This is a genomic window from Eximiradius sp. (assembly GCA_937127445.1).
Taxonomy (GTDB): Bacteria; Bacteroidota; Ignavibacteria; order Kapaibacteriales; family UBA2268; genus JAKIZO01.
On the sequence record CAKZLY010000006.1, the window covers coordinates 44,555 to 65,007 of the forward strand.

Below are 20,453 nucleotides of genomic sequence, written 5' to 3' on the forward strand. Positions count from 1 at the left end.
TTATGAAAACTATTGAAGAGTTCAAGAATTTCTTCGATACTGTTTTGCATATCGATTTGAATTTGCTTGAACATAAGCGGCAAAAAACTATAAAACTTATTTTCAAAAACATTCTAATTTACATAATTATTATTGTTTTATTAATTATTGTTGGACTGTTTGTAAATAAATTAATATACGGCGATTATTTTAATGAGAAAGAATACAATATACCGATAATCGTTTCGATAGTTTTCTCAATTTCTACAATTATTTTGCTTTTTCAAAAAAACGGCAGAGTAATTCAAGAGTTTATTTCTAATTTCAAAAAAGTTGTGATTGGGAAAATAGTTAAATTCATAAATGAGAATTTGAGCTATTCGCCGACTGAATATATTCCCCCAGAGCAATTCATCAAATCAGATATTTTTAGAGATAAAATTAATAAATATTATGGTGACGACTTGGTATCTGGTGTCATCGACAAAACAGAGATAAAATTTTCAGAGGTGCACGCTTGGAAAATAGTTGATTCTGGGGAGGACAAAGAAAAAAAGCGACAAATTTTTGAAGGAATATTCTTCATTGCAGATTTTCATAAAAATTTCAATGGTAAATACTTTATTTTTCCTGATTTTGCTCAAAAAAGATTTGGCGGGCTCGGGAAATTTTTCCAGAAAATGAATTTTAGTAGAGGAAAACTTATCGAACTGGAAAATCCCGATTTTGAACGTGAATTTGTAGTCTATGGTTCTGATCAAATTGAAGCGAGATATTTGCTATCATCGAGTATGATGGAGCGGATACTGAAATTAAAACAAGGTAAATTCCAGTATCTTTTTATTTCTCTTGTGAATAGTTGTCTTTATATAGCATTGCCATTTAAAAAGAAATTGTTCGAACCGTCAGTTTTTCGTTCCAACAATGATTACAGAAAAACAGAAGAATTCTTTTCATTAATAAACGATACAGTTTCCATTGTCGAGGAATTGAACTTAAACACTCGAATTTGGACAAAGGAGTAGCTACTCTTCTAAAAATAGCGATATTTTTTGAGATTCGGCTTCCCTCCAAATATTCTGGCAAGGGAAAAGATTCTGGTATAGTGGAATTCCAATAATTGTAGAATCAATATATTGCGTTTTTAGATTTTTCAATGCAATTAATGATTTAGAATTACTGATACCTTCGTACAATGTAATTTTTATTCCAAAGGTTTTTCCAATTTGTTCGATTAAATTGAAGCTATAATCTTGATTATTCGATAAACAAGTTTCATCAATTAGAATAATTCTATCACCACCGAAGCTTTTGATTAATTTTAAATAATCGGAAATATTGTAATTCAAATTCGAAACAGGAAAATGAACCATTCCATCAACTAACTTACATAGAAAAGCAACGCGAGAAGGCGTAAATTCTTCAATTAGCTTACGAACTCCCATCTGGTCAGCAATAGAAAGTTCGTTAAGCACAATTCTATAAATACCAGAATTGAGAATTACTCTACATTCTTCAACATCAGAGAATTCAGCAGAATACTCGATAGGAATATCGACAGACTCAGCAATATAGACAGCAGCGGTGGAATTCAAATAATTATTCTTACCTTTGAATGAATCAGCATCGACAATATGAATACATTTTGCATTTTCTTTTCGCCATAATTTTACAAGAAGTAGTGGGTCTTCGGAAATTCTGCAATAGTAATCATCAAGTTCGGAAGAACATTGGATTTTGATTGCCCCAACTCCATCGGACAGTTTTATGAGTGGCATTACTAGAATCATTTGATTTCCATCGCAAGTTGAAGAGAAAGCTTAATCAAAGTTTCGATGTTGTTTATTTTACCCGCATTTTCATCATAGACTTTTTTAACAGCCTTCTCGGCAACTGAACGATTATACCCCAAAGCACACAAGGCAGCAATAGATTCACTTTTTAGCAAAGCATCTTCGCCAAGCAAATCTTCCGGAGCAATCGATAATTTAGAGATTTTGTCTTTAAGCTCAATCAAAAGACGTTCGGCAGATTTTTTGCCGATACCTGGCAATTTTTGCAATGCATGAAGATTTTCAGTCTGGATATAATTGGCTAATTCAGCAGGACTGGCTGCGGATAAAATTCCGATAGCTGTCTTCGGACCTATGCCTGAAATGCTAATGAGCGATTTAAAAAGTTCTCTTTCGCTCTCGTCCATGAAGCCAAACAATAGGAATTGGTCTTCGCGTGGTATTAATACAGTGCGAAGCCGGACGGGTTCCCCTGTTTTGGGAAGTTTCGAGGAAGCAATGACCGAAACCATTAACTCGTAGCCAATCCCGTTGCAATCAACTATAACGGAAGTTGGCTTTTTTTCTAATATTTGCCCGCTAATTAATGAAATCATTTAATTATGCAACTTAATTTTTAGCAAATATAATAATCAATTAACAAGAATGAAAATGAAGTTTCACAAATTTACTATTTCTTTGTAACTAATGAATGAAATACTACGTTATTATTTTAACAAATAAAGGGAATAGATATGAAAAAGCATATCGTAATTTATTTAATCGCGTTTTTACTCTCCTTTTCAGCATTATTTGCGAGCTTTTATGTAAAAGGAAGAGTGATAAATGACGAACATAAGCCCGTTGCAAAAGCCAAAATTGAATTCAAAGGTTCGACCAAAACTATTAAAAGTGAAACAAACGCAAAGGGATATTTTTCGTTCGAAACAAGCGACAGCATTGGAATTATTACAATCAAAAGCAAATCATACAGCACAAAGCAAATTAAAGTATTTGCATTCAACGATGAAAACTATCTAATTACATTAAGCAAAGAATATAAGATTAGTCATAGAAGCAAAGGATTTTATAGATCTGCAGCTTACGGGGGTAGAGCTGAAGCTTTATCTGTTAAAAGCGAAGTCGGAGATATTGCAATGCTGAAAGCATCTTTGGATTTTCACGAACCGCAGCCAACATTTTCGCAAGATAATATTTCAGCGAAGAAACTCACCGCAGGCGATATAAATGACTTCAAAAAATGGAGAATGTGGAATGATATTTCGGAAAACGATTTGTTCGAATATAGAAAAAATTGGTGTTTTAGTCCAATTGATAGATATACGGTTCAGTTAAAAACCACGTCAAACAGTCCTATAGTTGATGCAATAGTTATTCTCAAAGACGGAGAGAAAGTTCTATGGCAATCACGAACAGATAATACTGGCAAAGCCGAACTATGGACGAATGCGTTTAACATTTTCGAAAACCATAGTAGATTAAATGTCGAAATAAATTATAAGAACCGCAGTTATTTCATAGAAAATCCGAAGAAATTTTACGAAGGAATAAACTTTTTAGAGATTGATGAAAATTGTAATTACAACAAAAGCTTAGATATTGCTTTTGTAGTCGATGCAACAGGCTCGATGGGCGATGAGATTGAATATTTAAAAGCCGAGCTGACGGATATAATTGGACGAGTTAAAGACACAATACCAGAAATGTCGATACGAATTTCGGCGTCCTTCTATCGTGATTTTGGCGATGAATATTTAGTGAAATCTGTTGATTTCACACAAGATATTACAAAATTGATAGATTTTATTAAAACAAATTATGCTGATGGCGGAGGAGATTTTCCAGAAGCAGTAGATTATGCTCTGGAAGAAGCGATTGCGAATTTGAGTTGGAGCGAAGATGCTACCTCAAGAATTATCTTCCTTGTGCTTGATGCTCCCCCCCACTCCCAACCCGAAGTTATTGAACGGCTTCAAAAACATATAAAGCTTGCTTCGGCAAAAGGGATTCGCATTGTTCCGTTAACTTGTAGCGGAATAGACAAAAGTACAGAATATCTGATGAGAGCATTTGCAATTCTTACAAATGGAACGTATCTGTTTCTAACCGATGATAGTGGTATTGGTGGGAAACATTTAGAGCCGACAACCGATAATTATTCAGTTCAGTTGCTGAATTCATTGATTTTGCAAACAATCTATCAGTTTAGCTACCTGCCACCTTGTATTACGAAAACTGTGCTTACAGGCGATACCTTAATTGTAGCTAACCACAACAATGAAACGATAAATTCGGTTATGCCATCTGATGAAATGATTACCAACAGCAATAATTTTGAAATTAAATGGAAGTATTACCCGAATCCTTGTCCAGGGATATTGAATATAGAGCTCAAACAAGATATAAAAGAACTATTCATCGCAGATATTACAGGGAAAATAATCTATCGAATTGAGAATTCAAGCAATAAATTGATTAGTATAGACTTAACAAGTTTTCCTAACGGATACTATTTTATTAGATATGAGTATGAACCAGACAAATGGCTTAACGGAAAATTTATTTTGCAGAGTTCAAATTAATAAAATAAATAGAAAATTCGTATATTGATTTTTTTTAATTGTTTTAATGGAAAATACATAATATGACTTTGAAAGAGTTTGTTGAGAAGAACAATAGATTTATAGCAGCACATCGTGGGGCATCGGGCAATGCACCTGAAAACACATTGGAAGCCTTTCGTCAGGCAATAACGTGTGGAGCAAAGGTAATAGAAGCGGATGTGCAAATCACAAAAGACAATATCCCAATAGTTTTTCACGATGATGAGTTAGGAAGAACTGTTTCTGGAACAGGGCTTATTGGAGAATATACATACAACGATTTGAAAAATCTTTCAGCTGGAATTTGGTTCAACAAAGAATATGAAAGCGAAAGAATACCACTTTTAGATGAATTAATAGAATTGATAAAGGGTCAAGCATTTTTAGGACTGGAAATCAAGCCCAATCTTGAAACACTAAAAACAGCAAAAATAATATTGAAGACATTAGAAAAGCACAATTTTATATCATCGGCTGCACTGGCTTCTTTTGATTACAGTATTTTGAAAACAATCAAGCAAGAATACCCATTGGCGCATATAGCAGCAATAAAAATCCCTGGTGATAACATTTTACCTTCGGAAATAAGAGCACAATTTGCAATAGACGCATACATTTGTGCGGTGGACGAAATAAATGACAGAATTCGAGATGATATAAATAAGCACAGGATTATCTGGGGAGTATATAACACAGATAGCGAAGAAGATTTTGAGCTTGCGATAAGGTCAGGAGTTAATGCAATAGGGACGAATTATCCTTGCAAAATGAATGAATTGCTTTCAAAAATAAACAATTATTAATCGTTTTTTCATAGTAGAAACATATTTTTTATGTGATTAAATTTTTGTATATTTGTATATACTTATTAAAAAGTATAAAAGTATATATGTATAAAATTGATTCATATATAACCAATTATTTCTATTTGAATGGCAAAACAAGCAAAAGTCCATTCGCAGTTCCTGCATCACGAGCAGGAAAAATTTTGCGTTTCAAGCACTACTCGACAGACGCTCCCATTTGATTTCACCATCTCAATAATTTGAAATAATTATTAACTTAATAAATTAATATACTTTATTAATTAATTGGAGAATTACATTGAAAACACAAGATTACATTGCTATTGAGAATGAATACGGAGCTCACAATTATCATCCGCTGGATGTAGTTGTCGAAAGAGCCGAAGGTTGCTTCGTATACGATGTAGAAGGGAAAAAGTATTTAGACTGTCTTGCAGCCTATTCAGCAGTTAATCAAGGGCATTGCCATCCAAAAATCAAAGAAGCGTTTTTGGAGCAAGTAAATAAAGTAACTCTCACCAGCCGTGCATTCCGCAATGATAAATTGCCGATGCTCTATAAGAAAATGCACGAGCTGACGGGCTACGATATGTTCCTGCCGATGAACTCAGGTGCCGAAGCAGTAGAAACAGCAATTAAACTTGCTCGTCGTTGGGGTTATGATGTTAAAGGCGTCGAAAAAGACAAAGCTGAGATTGTTGTAGCAACTGGCAATTTCCACGGAAGAACAACTACAATTGTAGGATTTTCAGACGACCCAGATTCATATTATGGATATGGACCTTATTGCAAAGAAGCATTCCCAATGCACGAATATGGTAACATTGAAGATTTGAAATCCAAGATTACAGAAAATACAGTTGGTATTCTTATCGAGCCAATTCAAGGCGAAGGCGGAGTGGTAATTCCACCTGAGGGATATTTGAAAGCAGTGGAGCAAATTTGCCGTGAGAAAAATATTCTGTTTATTTGTGATGAAATTCAAGCGGGACTTGGTCGCGCAGGGAAGCTTTTTGCTCATTATTACGAAGGCGTTCGTCCAGATATAGTAATTGTTGGTAAAGCACTTTCAGGTGGGTTCTATCCGGTTTCGGGCGTTTTGGCAGATAAGCATATTATGCTTGTAATCAAGCCAGGACAGCATGGTTCAACTTTTGGGGGAAATCCACTTGCAGCAGCAGTAGCAATTCGCGCTCTTGAGGTATTGATAGAAGAAAAGATGATAGAGCGTTCAGCTGAAATGGGTGAATACTTTATCAACAAACTTCGCTCAATAAATAATCCCAAAATCAATATGGTTCGCGGTCGTGGCTTGTGGATAGGTCTTGTTCTGAACACCAAAGCACGTCCATACTGCGTAAGATTGATGGAAGAAGGAATGCTATGCAAAGATACACACGAAACTATAATTAGGATAGCTCCACCTCTTGTAATTACAAAAGAGGAAATAGATTGGGCAGTTGCAACAATTGAAAAAGTATTAAATGAAAATTTAGGATAATTGTTTAATTATTTCAAAAATAATAAGGAGATATTATGAAAAAACAACGTGTAATCATCATTGGTGCCGCTGGTCGTGATTTTCACAATTTTAACACAATGTATCGCGACAATGAAATGTATGAAGTCGTTGCCTTTACAGCAGCTCAAATTCCAGATATTGATGGACGTAAATATCCTGCATCATTAGCAGGGAAACTCTATCCGAATGGGATTCCAATTTTTGATGAAGCTGATTTAGAAAAATTAATCAAAGAATATAATATAGATGAATGTGTATTATCATATAGCGACCTTCCTTATGATAAAGTTATGCACATTGGCTCGCGAGTAATGGCAGCTGGTGCAAAATTCTCAATGATGGGTTCATATCCAACAATGATAAAATCAACAAAACCTGTTATTTCCATTTGTGCAGTTCGCACAGGTTGTGGGAAAAGCCAAACTACAAGAGAAGTTGTTCGTCAATTGATAGCAATGGGCAAGAAAGTTGTTTCAGTTCGTCACCCAATGCCTTATGGAGATTTGGAAGCACAGAAAGTTCAGCGTTTTGCTTCTATCGAAGATTTAGACAAGCACAACTGCACAATTGAAGAGATGGAAGAATACGAACCGCATATCGCAATGGGTTCGGTAATTTATGCTGGAGTTGATTATGAAGCAATTCTACGTGAAGCAGAAAAAGAAGCTGATGTAATAGTATGGGACGGTGGCAATAATGATATGCCATTCTATCAACCAGATTTACATATAGTAGTAGTTGACCCATTACGTCCTGGACACGAAATTAGCTACTATCCTGGTGAAGTAAATCTACGTATGGCTGATGTAGTAGTAATAAATAAAGTTGACTCTGCTTATCCAGAAGATATTGAAGAAGTATTGGATAATGTTCGTGAATACAATCCAAAGGCGCATATTATTCTTGCTGCGTCATCAATTATGGTTGAAAAACCAGAAGTTATCAAAGGCAAGAACGTATTGGTAGTTGAAGACGGTCCAACTTTAACACACGGCGAAATGGATCACGGTGCAGGTATGGTAGCAGCTCGTCGCTATGGTGCTGCTGACTTTGTCGATCCACGTCCTTATGTTGTTGGCAAAATTGCTGAAACATTCGAAATTTATCCAGAAATCGGCATATTGCTTCCAGCAATGGGTTATGGCAAGCAACAAATGGCTGACCTTGAAGCAACAATCAACAATGTTGAGTGCGATTCGGTTGTAATCGGTACTCCTATTAATCTTGCTCGTTTCATCAAAATCAACAAGCCAAATACCCGTGTTTACTATGAATTAACAGAGATTTCTGCACCAAAAATCGCAGATGTTCTTAGAGATATGCCAAAATTAAAGTAATTTGAATTTTTAATGCTTAAAAGAGGTTGCCCGAATGTGGCAACCTCTTTTTTTATTTAGTCACGATTGTTGGTAGTATTAAGGTTCATATTTGTTCTTTTTTTTAACTTTGTTTTTGATTATTTTTATTTTTTATTTTTGTGTATTTTTTATACTTCGGTGTTTATATGTATAGGAACATTCAACTTATTTTTATTATTTTATCTTTATTATTTCTAAATGCTTCAATAAATGCGAAAAATATATCTCAAAGTGAAATAAAAACAATTCTTAACTCGGGTACAAGATATATCATTCCTTTGAATGGACAATGGGAAAAATCCTCTGACGGATTAAACTGGGAAAATGTTCATATACCTTATTCTGATGTCAATTTAGAAAAGATCACATTAATAAGAAAAGTGCGAATAGAAAAATCCCAACAAGAATCGCTAAGCTGGCAGTTATTCTTTTTGGGATTTAATCATCAAGCAGAGATCTCAATCAATGGACAATTTTTAGGACGATTTATCAGTTCGATGGCTCCAATATGGGTTAAAATTCCACCAAAAGTTTTAAATGCAGGCGAGAACGAATTAAGAATAACATTTTTAGTGCCGAACGATGTCATTAAGACTATTTTTGAACACTATATTTACGCAAGAAAGAGATATAATGGATTAGTTCGTGAAGCTTTTTTAATTGGAAATCCACCTGTATGGATCAGCGATATAAACACAAATTATTCGTTGTCAAATAATTACTCGCAAGCAAATATAAATGCTACTATTTCTGTTTCCTCAGCTAATTTCGACTTGATTTCAAAATTTCAGAGCAGTGTAGGTGAAAATTTAGAATTGAAAAATAAAGCGAATTTCCAGATAGAAACTAAAATTATAAAAATCGGTACGGGTGAGATAGTTGCAATCGGGGAACCGCGTCAGATTTCTATCGAAGCAGAACGAACCATAAATGTAAGTGTAAAATTTAATATAACTTCTCCATCGTTATGGTCGCCATCAAATCCTAATTTATATCAAGTTCAGGCAACGATTGTTCAGGCGGGGAGAACTGTTGACAATTTTGCAACAAATTTTGGGTTACGCGAGATATCTGTGTCGAGGGCAGAAAAATCTAATTTTACACTTAATGGCTATAAAATTCCGCTAAAAGCCGTAAGTTATATTGATTATCATATTTCTTCTGGGCAAAGTTTATCGATATGGAGAATGGAAGAAAACATTAGAATGATAAAAACGCTTGGTGCAAATGCAATTCGTTTTCAGTTTAACCCTCCTCATCCATATTTTGCTTATTTGTGTGATAAATATGGTTTATTAATGCTTCTTGATTTACCAATATACTCTATTCCTGAAACACTGTTGAGAAGAGACGAAGTTAAAGTATATATAAAAAATCAAAGTAAATTATTTACGTATTTTAAGCAAAACTATGCTTCAACATTAGCATTTGGTTTTTCCGATGGAATTTGCGAAGACCATTTTCCTAATGAATTTGCTTCAGAAATCAAGCCTATTATTACTTCAAATGGGAACTACTTATTCTACAAGTTTATTAATCCAAATGAAAAAACAATCACTTCGAACATTTTTGATTTTATTGGCATCAATTTGAAGAAAGAGACTTCGATATCGCATCAGTATAGTATTTTGAAGGGAATAATACAAAGGAGCAATAATAAACCTTTTGTTACTTGCTTTGGCGTCCCCATAAACGAAAACAATCATAACGGGTACTCCGACCCATATTCTTATGAACACCAAGCTTTTTATATTAAAAGTCTCTATAATTTATCTTTTCAGAATGGTTCGTTTGGTGTAGTAATAAATTCTTTCAACGATTATGAGCTTCATCACCCATATTTAGCCACAAACAATTATCATTCATCAATTTTGACAATAGGGATTACAAATGCAACTAATAAGCCCCGTTTTTCATATACAATGCTGCAAGCACTTTTCAATGACGAAAAAGAGCCATTGATAAATGCAGGTAGTTATGCAGGCGAAACGTTAGTTAGTTTCTTAATATTTGGTTTTATATTGTTGGTTGTATTGCTGTTTTTTATAAATCGTTTCAGACGTTTTCGGGAATATCTCACACGTGCGATGCTGCGTCCATATAATTTTTATTCTGATATTCGAGACCAAAGGATAATACCATCATTTCAAACTGTAATACTTGCACTAATTGTATCGTTTACGATAGGAATGTATGTAACCTCTCTCCTATTTTATTATAGGAATTATGATATAACACAATTTTTGATAATGCTTTGTTGTCCATCGAGTTTTTTGCAGGAAATCATTTACAAAATGATTTGGATGCCTGAGGTTTCGCTTTTTATTATAGCATTAATTAGTTTTGTTGTATTATTTGCAATTTCAATAATCATAAAAATCTTTGCTTTCTTTTCACGAGCAAGAATTTATTTTTCAGATTGTTTGATTATTTCGGTTTGGGCAAGTGCGCCATTTGTAGTGCTGCTGCCATTAGCAATTCCATTAATTCGATTACTTGAAATAAATAATACTATTGCAATTATAGCGGTTATTCTATTTTTGTTAATTAAATTTTGGGTAATTGCACGAATATTAAAAGCATCTGCTGTTGTCTTTGATAAGCCTTCTGCATTAGTTTATAGTATTGGGATAATCGTAATTTTAGTATTTGCTGCTATTCCGATAGGTTTTTATCAGATTAATTATCAATTTTTCTCGTATTTGATGTATTTCTGGTGTACATATCTTTAAGTAATTATTATTGAACAGAAAGATAAAAAAGCAGGCTATTTTTGCCCGCTTTTTTTTATTGAGCCAATTAGGGGACTTGAACCCCTGACCTGCTCATTACGAGTGAGCTGCTCTACCACTGAGCTAAATTGGCTTAACTACATTACAAAATTAAGTATTTGAGCTAAAAAAATCAACACTGAAATTTTTTTTAATTTTTCTGAAACGATTAAACCAATCGGGTGTAATTTAGTCAAAAGGTTAAAATTCCTTTCAACAATATTATGGAGATTATTATGAAAAACAAATTATTCCGCAACATTTATGTAGTTGCAATTTTAGCAGCAGTATTTGGATTATCGTCTTGCCAGAAAGACAATCCAGTTGAGCCCGTGGACAATGGCTTAGATTATTCAATGGTGCTTGTTTCACCCGAAGCAATGGTGGGCGAACTTTCTCAGCCAAGCTTAACGACAGATTTCACACTGCAGAATGTCTATGACAAGATGTTAATGCCACCTTTTGATAACAAAGGAAAAGGTCCAAATGGGGAAATGCCACCAAAGCCTGAACCAAACAAGCCACCATTCAAAATTGGAGTCCTATTGCGAATGCTCGAACTTGACTCAGCACAAAGAGAGCAGGTAAAGATTTTTGTACAAGAGCTCGAAGATTGCATCAAAGAGTATCGCCAAATGTTACGTGAAGCTCAACGCGCAATAATTGAAAATGCGAACGCGCAACGCCGCCAGATTATGGAGCAACTAAAAGCTGGTGAAATAACGAGGGAGCAAGCAATGCAAGCACTCAAACAGTTGCGTGAAGAAACTCGAATGGCGATGGAATCTAACGAAGACATTGCAACAGCTCGCCAAGGTTTGAAAGATTGCCACGATGCTTTTCTTGAAAATGTCAAATCAATACTTACAACTAAACAATTGGAAATTTGGAACAAATTCTTTGGAATAAAAGAATAATAATATTCGATTTGGTCATATTGTTTCAAAGAGGCTATACTGGAAAGTGTAGCCTCTTTCATTTTGTTATAAAGTCAGAGAAAATGTTTCAAAACGACAAAACTCCAGCGCGCCCATTAGTCGAAGAGACTACTTTTTTTTCAAATTCCTCTATTTTGGATTGATAAATATTGACAATAAATTCAATAGAATCTTTGTAGTCTTCGGTTGCAGAAACAGCATATTCGTTAATCAATTTTTTGATAATGGAGACGTCTTCATAGGAACAAAGCACTCTGATGGCAGTAGTAATGTGAATGATTTTTTTTTCACATTGAGATAGAGCCAATTCAGCAGTTGAAGAATATGCGCGCGAAAGACCACCAATACCAAGTTTTGTGCCACCAAAATAGCGAGTAACAACAACGATTATGTCGCTAAAATCGTATTTTTTAATAGAAAATAGGATTGGCTTGCCAGCAGAACCGTTGGGTTCGCCATCGTCAGCGAAACGGACATCGAGGCCTTCTGCGCCTAAACGATATGCAAAACAATTATGCGTCGCATCGAAATATTCACTACGGATTTGCTCTAAAAATTGGAGAGCTTCGTCTCGGCTTGATACGCTCGCGACTGAAGCAATAAATTTCGAGCCTTTAATTTTTTGTTCAGCGCGCAATGGTTTTGAAATTGTATAATAAAATTCTTTGCTCATATTACAAATGGAATAAATTATGAAAATAGGAATGGTTTGTTATCCAACTTATGGAGGAAGCGGGATAGTAGCAACAGAGCTTGGAAAAGTACTTGCAACACGTGGTTGGGAAGTACATTTTATTAGCTACGCTAATCCAATTCGATTGGATAGATTTAGAGAGAATATCTTTTTTCACGAAGTAGAAATACCGCATTATCCACTGTTCGAGTTTCATCTTTACACACTGGCATTGACAGGAAAAATACTGGATGTGCTTAAATACGAAAAACTCGATATAATTCACGTTCATTATGCTATTCCCCATGCGATAAGTGGAATTCTAAGCAAGCAAATTGCAGAATCAAGCAATGTGAAATTAGTAACGACATTGCACGGAACAGACATTACACTTATCGGACTTGAACCGGCATTTTCTCCAATTGTTAAGTATTCAATCGAGCAATCAGATGTTGTAACTGCTGTTTCACGATATTTAAAGGACCAAACCATTCAGCAATTCCAAATCGAAAATGAAATCCACCATATCCCAAATTTTATTGATACAAAAATATATAAAAGAATTGAAAGTTGTAACTTGAAAAAGACATTTGCACCAAACGGAGAAGCAATTCTGATGCATATATCAAATTTTCGACCTGTCAAACGAGTCCCAGACACGATAAGGGTACTAAAAGAGGTGCTTGAACAAGGGATAGCAGCAAAATTGGTATTAATTGGAGATGGGCCTGAAAGAAGCGAAGCCGAAAAATTAGCATACGAGCTTGGATTGCAAAATAGTGTGAAATTTCTGGGCAAACAAAATGCCATAATTGAGTTACTTTCGTGTGCTGATGTGTTTCTATTGCCAAGTGAGTCGGAAAGTTTTGGGCTATCGGCACTCGAAGCAATGGCATGCGGAGTTCCTGTGGTTGCTTCAAGTGTAGGTGGAATTCCCGAAGTTGTCAAACACGACGAAAATGGTTATATAGCAGGGTTTGGAGATATATCGAGAATGGCAAGATATGTTATTGAATTGATTAAAAATAAGAACAGATGGAAAATCTTTTCAGAAAATGCGATTGAATTCGCCAAAAGAGAATACGAAGCAGAGAAGATAGTATCAATGTATGAGAAAGTGTATAGAGAAGCATAAAATTATCGATAAAAACTTCCCGTTTAGCCTCACCTAAATAAAAATTTAATGTAAGTATTTGAAAAATAGTAATTTTTTTGATTCAAAAATTTTGAAACTCAAACACTTTTTTGTAAATTTCGCAACTTATAAAACATTGTTTGAAAAAACAGTGGCGTTTTTGACAACAAAAAAGGATTAATGAAATGGCAAAAGCACTTGGTGAGATTATCATCGACATTGAAAAATGCAAAGGATGCTCGCTTTGCATTGATGCTTGCCCAGAGGAGGTTTTGTCGCTAACGAACAAAATCAACAAAAAGGGCTATCAATACATAGTAACAGTAAATAGTAACTGCACGGGCTGCGCAAATTGTGCTTTAATATGTCCAGATGCAGTAATTACAGTATATAGAAAAATTGAAAAATCCGCCTAATGAATAATTTGGAGGTAAAAAGGAGTTAAAATGGGCGAAATAAAATTAATGAAAGGCAATGAAGCATTAGCAGAAGCGATGATAAGAGCAGGCTGCGATGCTTATTTTGGTTATCCAATCACCCCGCAATCAGAAGTATTGGAATATTTGTCGAAAGATGCGACACAAAGAACAGGGATGGTCGTATTGCAAGCAGAAAGTGAAGTGGCAGCAATAAATATGATATACGGAGCTGCTGCTTGTGGTCGTCGAGTTATGACAACATCATCCAGTCCGGGTATTAGCTTGATGCAAGAAGGTCTATCCTATATAGCAAGCGCCGAACTACCTTGTGTCCTTACAAATGTAGTACGTGGAGGACCGGGACTTGGAACGATTCAGCCATCGCAAGCTGATTATTTCCAAGCAGTAAAAGGTGGCGGTCACGGCGACTATAGATTGATTGTACTTGCACCTTCGTCAGTACAAGAAATGGTTGATTTTGTAAGATTGTCGTTTGATTTAGCAGAGAAATACCGCAATCCAGTAATGATACTTGCTGATGGAGCAATTGGTCAGATGATGGAAAAGGTTGAACTATTCGACCAAATGCCACGTAAGACAGAATTCCCAGATTGGGCAACCACAGGGAAACCCAAAGATAAGGAGCGTCGCTACATCACATCGCTTCACATACAACCTGAAAAAATGGAAGAAATAAACAAGCATCTTCAAGCAAAATATAAGCAAATTGAAAAAGACGAGGTTCGCTATGAAGCATTTAATTTAGATGATGCTGAATATATATTGACAGGTTATGGTCTTGGAGCAAGAATTTGCCGCAAGGCGATGGATATTTTAAGAGAAAAAGGATATAAGGTAGGATTAATTCGTCCAATTACATTATTCCCATTCCCGAAGAAAGTTTACAAAGAGGTTGCAGATAAGGTAAAAGGAATTTTAGATGTGGAAATGAATTCGGGTCAAATGGTAGAAGATGTGAAATTATCAGTATGTGGTAAAACTCGTGTAGAATATTATGGTAGAATGGGAGGAATGATACCTTCTCCAGAAGAAATAGTAGAGAATTTCGAAAAATTGTTTATAAAAGGAGAAGCATAATGAGTAATAATATAGAAACAGCAAAATTCCGCCCAGAAATTTGCACTGATGAAAATTTAGTATATCGCAAGCCTTCTACTTTACTTCCGGAGCCATTTCACTACTGCCCTGGTTGCGGACATAGCACAGTGCATAAAATTTTTATGGAAGTAGTAGAAGAAATGGGCATCGAAAATGAAATAATTGGTGTAGCACCCGTTGGATGTTCGGTATTTGCATATCATTATATGGGAGTTGATATGCAACAAGCTGCTCACGGTCGTGCTTGTGCAGTTGCAACAGGAATAAAACGTGTGCAACCAGATAAATATGTTTTCTCATATCAAGGTGATGGAGACTTAGCTGCTATTGGAACCGGAGAAACAATCCATGCGGCAAATCGTGGAGAAAACATATTAGTTATTTTTATCAACAACGGTATTTACGGAATGACAAGCGGACAGATGGCTCCAACTACTTTGGAAGGTATGGTGTCCACAACAAGTCCGCATGGACGTGATGTAAAAACGCAAGGTTATCCATTGAAGATGTCGGAATTCATCGCTCCTCTTCCGGGAGTTGCGTATGTAACACGTCAATCAGTTCATAAGCCAGCAAATGTCCGCAAAGCAAAGAAAGCATTGCGTCAAGCATTAGAATATCAGAAGCAAGGATTAGGTTTCTGTCTGGTGGAAATAGTGACGAACTGTCCATCAAATTGGAGAATGACACCAGCACAAGCAAACCAATACATAGAAGAAAAAATGTTAGCATTCTATAAATTAGGCGACATAAAAGTCCCGGAGGTGAAGTAAAATGACACAAGAAGCATTATTTGCGGGATTCGGCGGTCAAGGCGTTCTATCAATGGGACAAATCCTTGCTTATGCCGGAATGATTGAAGGAAAAGAAGTTTGCTGGATGCCATCCTATGGTCCAGAGATGCGTGGTGGAACAGCGAATTGCATAACAATTGTATCCGATTCGGCAATCAGCTCGCCAATTATTTCAATGTACGATACAGTTGTAGCACTGAACCAACCATCAGTTGATAAATTTGAATCAAGAGTAAAGAAAGGTGGAAACTTGATTTATGATAGTGCAAATATTCTGAATCCACCGACACGTGACGATATTAACATTATTCCTATTCAAGGGAGTGAAGAAGCAATAAAACTTCAGAACACTAAAGTATTGAATATGATTATGCTTGGTGCTTTTTTGAAGACAACAAATTGCGTTTCTGTCGAAAACATTCACAAAGCATTAGAGACAGTATTTGAGCGCTATCAGAAATTGATACCTTTGAATATTAAAGCATTGGAAGTAGGAATGAGCTATGTAAAATAGCTGCCCAATTTACTTAGAAATATGAAATAAATGGCTGTTTCATTAGAGTGAGGCAGCCATTTATTATTAAAAGATAATAAAATTAAAAAGCATCGAACGAATTCGATGCTTTTGGTATTTATAATAATGACAGTAAGAATCGCCAATTTATATACTAAAATAAAAGTTCATTGATTCAAGGTAAGTTTCTGTTTAGCAGAAGCAAGCCCTTTCAGAAGGACATCTTCTGAAATATCGATATCGAATGCAGGGCTGCCAAAAGTAAAGTATTTTTCTGATTGGTTAAGCATTTGAAGAGCAGTTTCAAAATAAGGAATTGCTTCAGCAACACGGTTTAGATTAAGTAGAGCGAAAGCTTTTAAAGTAATGCCATAAATTTGGTTGGGCGATTTTGCCAGCGTTGCATCAGCCCAAAGAAGAGCTTCGTTGAAATCGCCACGGCGCCCACTTAGCTGAGATAGTGCTGCAGCCGCCGATGAATAAATAGTATTAGATAAATCTCCACATTTTATTGCAAAGCGAATGGCTTCTTCAGCTTCCTTAAATAGATGCATTTGAGAAAGAGTCTGACCAAGCTGGAACCAAGCATAGCCATTTAATGGTTCTTCCTGCACGTGAGCAATGAGCATTCGGTAATTGCGGCGCACTTTCTCTTCCATTTCTTTTCGTGAAACGTTATATCCGAGATGCATGATTTTCAAATCGGAAATAGCAAAAGTATATCCCGCCTCAACCAATGATGGCGAGATCTGTTCGTGAACACGACCAACAAATTTTACTTTTGGGTAGCCCAAATTTCTGAATAAGCGTGGATAACCTCCGCGGTGAACTTCGGAATTACCATCAAGGTAATTATGGTCGCTTTCAATAGTACAAATCAGAGCACCAACATCAGGCAAAGCTTGACTAATATAGCGTTTTATGTTTTTCTGGCTTTCAGGAGTAAGTCGTTCGTCTGCATCAATATATAGCACCCAATCGCAAGAGCAATTCATAAGGGAATTATTTCGAGCGGCGGAAAAATCGTCTTTCCATTCCATCTGAAAAACTTTTGCACCGTAGTTTTTTGCAATTTCAATTGTTCTATCAGTCGAGCCAGTATCGGTAATAATTATCTCATCAGCAACATTTTTGACACTATCGAGGCAAGCAGCAAGCATATCTTCTTCATTTTTTACTATCATACACACAGAAAGAGTTGCTTGCTTGGGGACAGATTGTACATTTTCAAAGAGAGTGGGTGCAGCTGATTGTGTATGCTTTTCCCTATCATTTGATTGAAGTATGGTTTGAGAATTTGGGATTTGAGTTTGATTTTGGCTATTAATAGCATTTTCAACTCTATTAAGAAAATCATAAATAGCAGTTTGGCTTGGATTTAATTTAAGTGCAAATTCAAGTAATTGTTTTGATTGATCATACTTACCAAGCACAAAAGCAATATTGGCTAAGCCGATTAGTCCAAGTTCATTTTTCGGATTAAGTTTATATGCGAGTTCATATTCTTCGCTTGCATTTTTGTAATCATTCATCAAGAAATAGCATCTGCCAATTTTATAAGCAAGATGGTCAAGCGGAATAAAGTAGTCGCCAGCAAGAATAGCAAAGAAATCTTTTTCTCGCTGCTCGTGAACTTCTCGCATTTTTAAGTAGTGAGCAAGCGCCTGATGGTAATGTTGTTTTTCGAAATACAATTCAGCAAGTATAAAGTTTGCTAATGATTGATTAGGGACAGTTTCGTATGATTCCAAAGCCCAACGGAAAGAAAGTTCTTTATTGCCCATTTTATAGGCATTCATAGCACCATTACCAAGGATGCGAATTCTGAGTTTGTTTGTTTTGGGAACAAGCTCCAAGGCTCGTAGATAATCTTGATGAGCATCTTCCTTTCTGCCGAGAGCAACGTAGGTGTGAGCACGTTGAGTTAAGTTATAAGGATTATTTGGATCTTTTTCAAGAGCGATATTGAGTAGTTCAAGATTTCGAAGCTGCTTTAACCGGATTTTCTCTGGGTCTAAATCATATCCAAGATGAAGAAGTTGAACGGAGCAATTTTTGATTTTATAATTTTGCTTTAATATCGAGTAAAGAACTTGTTCGTGGATGACGCCTTCGAAATAGAAGTTTGGGTTGTTTCGGAAAAGTCGCAAAACGTAAGAAATGTGAGACTGAGTGATACTCGACCTAACATCGACAGTAGAGAGCAATTCAACAAGCCAGCCACCATCATTCGGCTCGGCACTACGAACAGTATCGAGAAGCGTTTCGGAATTTTGGAGACGTTCGTCGGCATCAATCACCAAAATGAAATCGCCCGTTGCCTCTTTGAGCGACAAATTGCGTGAGAAAGAGAAATCATTTTGCCATTGCGAGCGAACAACTTTAGCACCTTTTGATAGTGCTAATTTTACAGTATCATCAATAGAACCAGTATCAACAACAATAATTTCGTATGCAATTGGACGAACAGAATCAAGGCAATCGCCCAACATTTTTTCTTCATTTTTTGCAATTATGCAAACTGAAATTTTGGGTTCCATAACAATTTCTCTTAACGAATATCTTTGCGACCGATACTATAATATTCAAACCCTAATTCGGACATATTATCGAGTGAATACAGGTTGCGACCATCGAAGATAATTTTATTCTTTAATTTCGAGGCAATTAAGTTAAAATCAGGCGTTCTGAATTGATTCCATTCAGTAACAACAATAAGAGCATCGCAATTGTCGATAGCATCATACATTTTATTGAAATAGTTAAGTTTATCGCCGAAGTGGCGGCGAGTGTTTTCTAATGCTTCGGGGTCGTGGGCATTGACAGAGGCACCTTCGGCGAGTAACATATCGATTAATTTAAATGCTGGCGCTTCGCGAACATCATCAGTATTAGGTTTGAAGGCAAGTCCCCAAATTGCAAATTTGAGAGAAGACAAATCGCCAAATCTATTTTTAATTTTACCAAAGAAGCGTTTAATTTGAGATTCATTAACTTCCATAGTTGCTTTGACAATTCTAAGCGGTTGGTTGTATTCTTCGGCAGAATAAATTAAAGCGCGAACATCTTTCGGGAAGCACGAACCACCATAACCAATGCCAGCGAATAGGAACATTTTACCAATGCGGCTATCAGTTCCAAGGCCGAAGCGAATTTTGTCGATATCTGCACCAACTTTTTCGCAATAAGCAGACAAATCATTCATAAATGAGATTTTTGTAGCAAGAAAAGCATTAGCAGCATATTTAGTAACTTCTGCACTTTTTTCGTCCATAATAATAATTGGATTACCAGTACGGACAAATGGTTTGTAGAGTTCAATCATAATTTCTTCAGCCCATTTGCTACGAGTACCGACAACAACGCGTTCAGGTTTCATAGCGTCTTCCACAGCTAAACCTTCGCGCAGGAATTCCGGATTGCTTACAACTTCGAATAAGCTTTCAGGAATATATTTTATGAGAATATCACGGACCTTTTGAGCTGTACCGACGGGAACAGTGCTTTTATTGACAATGATTTTTTTGTCTTTAATGTTTTTGTCGCGAATAATAGTTCCAATTTGTTCTGCAACTCCCAAAACGTGGTGCAAATCAGCCGAGCCATCTTCATTTGGTGGAGTAGGAAGGCAAAGAAAAATAACTTGAGAATTTTCGACCGTTTCCGCCAAATTAGTTGTAAAAAATAGGCGTTCTTCATGGATATTTTGCACGAGTAATCTATCGAGACCGGGTTCAAAAATAGGGCAAATACCCTGACGCAATTTAATAACTTTTTCTTCATCTATATCCACACATGTAACAAAATTGCCTGTTGCTGCGAAGCAAGTGCCAGAGACAAGCCCAACATAACCTGTTCCGATAACTCCAATTTTATAAGCCATAATATTTCCAAAAATTTAAGATACAAACAAATACAAATTTAATAATTTGTCGATAACTATTATTAAAATTATTAAAATACAAATATAAATTGCGAGTTTAATAAATTTTTTGATAAGTGAGATGACAAATCCAATCACCAGAAAAA

Annotated in this window: 18 protein-coding genes and 1 tRNA gene; 13 read left to right on the forward strand and 6 right to left on the reverse strand. The window is 35.8% G+C overall.

What is annotated here, in order from left to right; translation table 11 throughout:
* Nucleotides 1-2: 2 nt before the first annotated feature.
* Nucleotides 3-1,004 (forward strand): DUF3137 domain-containing protein, encoded by a 1,002-nt coding sequence (locus tag AC6QZF_RS01315; protein ID WP_499798081.1) that lies wholly within the window; start codon nucleotides 3-5, stop codon nucleotides 1,002-1,004.
* On the opposite strand, the gene AC6QZF_RS01320 is transcribed toward AC6QZF_RS01315, so the two are convergent.
* Both AC6QZF_RS01320 and ruvA read right to left on the reverse strand, forming a co-directional pair.
* The gene (locus AC6QZF_RS01320) at nucleotides 1,005-1,769 is read right to left on the reverse strand and encodes a HisA/HisF-related TIM barrel protein (protein WP_499798082.1); all 765 of its coding nucleotides are present in this window, start codon (nucleotides 1,767-1,769) and stop codon (nucleotides 1,005-1,007) included.
* Nucleotides 1,766-2,368, reverse strand: coding sequence for a Holliday junction branch migration protein RuvA (gene ruvA, locus AC6QZF_RS01325; RefSeq protein ID WP_499798083.1), 603 nt, complete (start codon nucleotides 2,366-2,368; stop codon nucleotides 1,766-1,768). Before ruvA ends, AC6QZF_RS01320 begins: the two co-directional genes overlap by 4 nt.
* Before the next feature lie 138 nt (nucleotides 2,369-2,506).
* Here ruvA and AC6QZF_RS01330 point away from each other — a divergent pair, with 138 nt between their 5' ends.
* The 6 genes from AC6QZF_RS01330 (at nucleotide 2,507) to AC6QZF_RS01355 (ending at nucleotide 10,793) form a co-directional block, all read left to right on the forward strand.
* On the forward strand, nucleotides 2,507-4,354 hold the full coding sequence (locus tag AC6QZF_RS01330; protein ID WP_499798084.1) for a T9SS type A sorting domain-containing protein: 1,848 nt from the start codon (nucleotides 2,507-2,509) through the stop codon (nucleotides 4,352-4,354).
* A gap of 62 nt (nucleotides 4,355-4,416) precedes the next feature.
* Nucleotides 4,417-5,178 carry a glycerophosphodiester phosphodiesterase gene (locus AC6QZF_RS01335; RefSeq protein WP_499798085.1) on the forward strand — a complete coding sequence of 254 codons (762 nt, stop codon included), beginning with the start codon at nucleotides 4,417-4,419 and terminating at the stop codon, nucleotides 5,176-5,178.
* Nucleotides 5,179-5,264: 86 nt separating this feature from the next.
* Nucleotides 5,265-5,402, forward strand: a complete 138-nt coding sequence (locus AC6QZF_RS01340; protein WP_499798086.1) for a hypothetical protein — start codon at nucleotides 5,265-5,267, stop codon at nucleotides 5,400-5,402.
* 77 nt (nucleotides 5,403-5,479) lie between these two features.
* Entirely contained in the window at nucleotides 5,480-6,682 is a 1,203-nt protein-coding gene (rocD, locus tag AC6QZF_RS01345) for an ornithine--oxo-acid transaminase (protein WP_499798087.1), read from the forward strand.
* Nucleotides 6,683-6,717: 35 nt separating this feature from the next.
* Entirely contained in the window at nucleotides 6,718-8,040 is a 1,323-nt protein-coding gene (locus tag AC6QZF_RS01350) for a cyclic 2,3-diphosphoglycerate synthase (RefSeq protein WP_499798088.1), read from the forward strand.
* A gap of 167 nt (nucleotides 8,041-8,207) precedes the next feature.
* Nucleotides 8,208-10,793, forward strand: a complete 2,586-nt coding sequence (locus AC6QZF_RS01355; protein WP_499798089.1) for a glycoside hydrolase family 2 TIM barrel-domain containing protein — start codon at nucleotides 8,208-8,210, stop codon at nucleotides 10,791-10,793.
* Nucleotides 10,794-10,854: 61 nt separating this feature from the next.
* Here AC6QZF_RS01355 and AC6QZF_RS01360 read toward each other — a convergent pair.
* Nucleotides 10,855-10,926 (reverse strand) — tRNA-Thr (locus AC6QZF_RS01360).
* A gap of 142 nt (nucleotides 10,927-11,068) precedes the next feature.
* Here AC6QZF_RS01360 and AC6QZF_RS01365 point away from each other — a divergent pair.
* Nucleotides 11,069-11,749: a F0F1 ATP synthase subunit B family protein gene (locus AC6QZF_RS01365; protein WP_499798090.1), complete on the forward strand. Its 681-nt coding sequence runs from the start codon at nucleotides 11,069-11,071 to the stop codon at nucleotides 11,747-11,749.
* A gap of 88 nt (nucleotides 11,750-11,837) precedes the next feature.
* Here AC6QZF_RS01365 and AC6QZF_RS01370 read toward each other — a convergent pair whose 3' ends face one another.
* The gene (locus AC6QZF_RS01370) at nucleotides 11,838-12,443 is read right to left on the reverse strand and encodes an IMPACT family protein (protein ID WP_499798091.1); all 606 of its coding nucleotides are present in this window, start codon (nucleotides 12,441-12,443) and stop codon (nucleotides 11,838-11,840) included.
* A 19-nt stretch (nucleotides 12,444-12,462) separates the two neighbouring features.
* Here AC6QZF_RS01370 and bshA point away from each other — a divergent pair, with 19 nt between their 5' ends.
* From bshA to AC6QZF_RS01395, 5 genes are all read left to right on the forward strand, one after another.
* Entirely contained in the window at nucleotides 12,463-13,578 is a 1,116-nt protein-coding gene (gene bshA / locus AC6QZF_RS01375) for an N-acetyl-alpha-D-glucosaminyl L-malate synthase BshA (RefSeq protein ID WP_499798092.1), read from the forward strand.
* A 185-nt stretch (nucleotides 13,579-13,763) separates the two neighbouring features.
* Nucleotides 13,764-13,994: a 4Fe-4S dicluster domain-containing protein gene (locus tag AC6QZF_RS01380; protein WP_499798093.1), complete on the forward strand. Its 231-nt coding sequence runs from the start codon at nucleotides 13,764-13,766 to the stop codon at nucleotides 13,992-13,994.
* A 30-nt stretch (nucleotides 13,995-14,024) separates the two neighbouring features.
* On the forward strand, nucleotides 14,025-15,095 hold the full coding sequence (locus AC6QZF_RS01385; RefSeq protein ID WP_499798094.1) for a 3-methyl-2-oxobutanoate dehydrogenase subunit VorB: 1,071 nt from the start codon (nucleotides 14,025-14,027) through the stop codon (nucleotides 15,093-15,095).
* On the forward strand, nucleotides 15,095-15,889 hold the full coding sequence (locus tag AC6QZF_RS01390) for a thiamine pyrophosphate-dependent enzyme (protein WP_499798095.1): 795 nt from the start codon (nucleotides 15,095-15,097) through the stop codon (nucleotides 15,887-15,889). Before AC6QZF_RS01385 ends, AC6QZF_RS01390 begins: the two co-directional genes overlap by 1 nt.
* Before the next feature lies 1 nt (nucleotide 15,890).
* On the forward strand, nucleotides 15,891-16,424 hold the full coding sequence (locus AC6QZF_RS01395; RefSeq protein ID WP_499798096.1) for a 2-oxoacid:ferredoxin oxidoreductase subunit gamma family protein: 534 nt from the start codon (nucleotides 15,891-15,893) through the stop codon (nucleotides 16,422-16,424).
* A gap of 167 nt (nucleotides 16,425-16,591) precedes the next feature.
* Here the strand turns inward: AC6QZF_RS01395 and AC6QZF_RS01400 are convergent, their stop codons facing one another.
* Both AC6QZF_RS01400 and AC6QZF_RS01405 read right to left on the reverse strand, forming a co-directional pair.
* On the reverse strand, nucleotides 16,592-18,964 hold the full coding sequence (locus tag AC6QZF_RS01400; RefSeq protein WP_499798097.1) for a glycosyltransferase: 2,373 nt from the start codon (nucleotides 18,962-18,964) through the stop codon (nucleotides 16,592-16,594).
* An 11-nt stretch (nucleotides 18,965-18,975) separates the two neighbouring features.
* Entirely contained in the window at nucleotides 18,976-20,307 is a 1,332-nt protein-coding gene (locus AC6QZF_RS01405; RefSeq protein WP_499798098.1) for a UDP-glucose dehydrogenase family protein, read from the reverse strand.
* Between the last annotated feature and the right edge of the window lie 146 nt (nucleotides 20,308-20,453).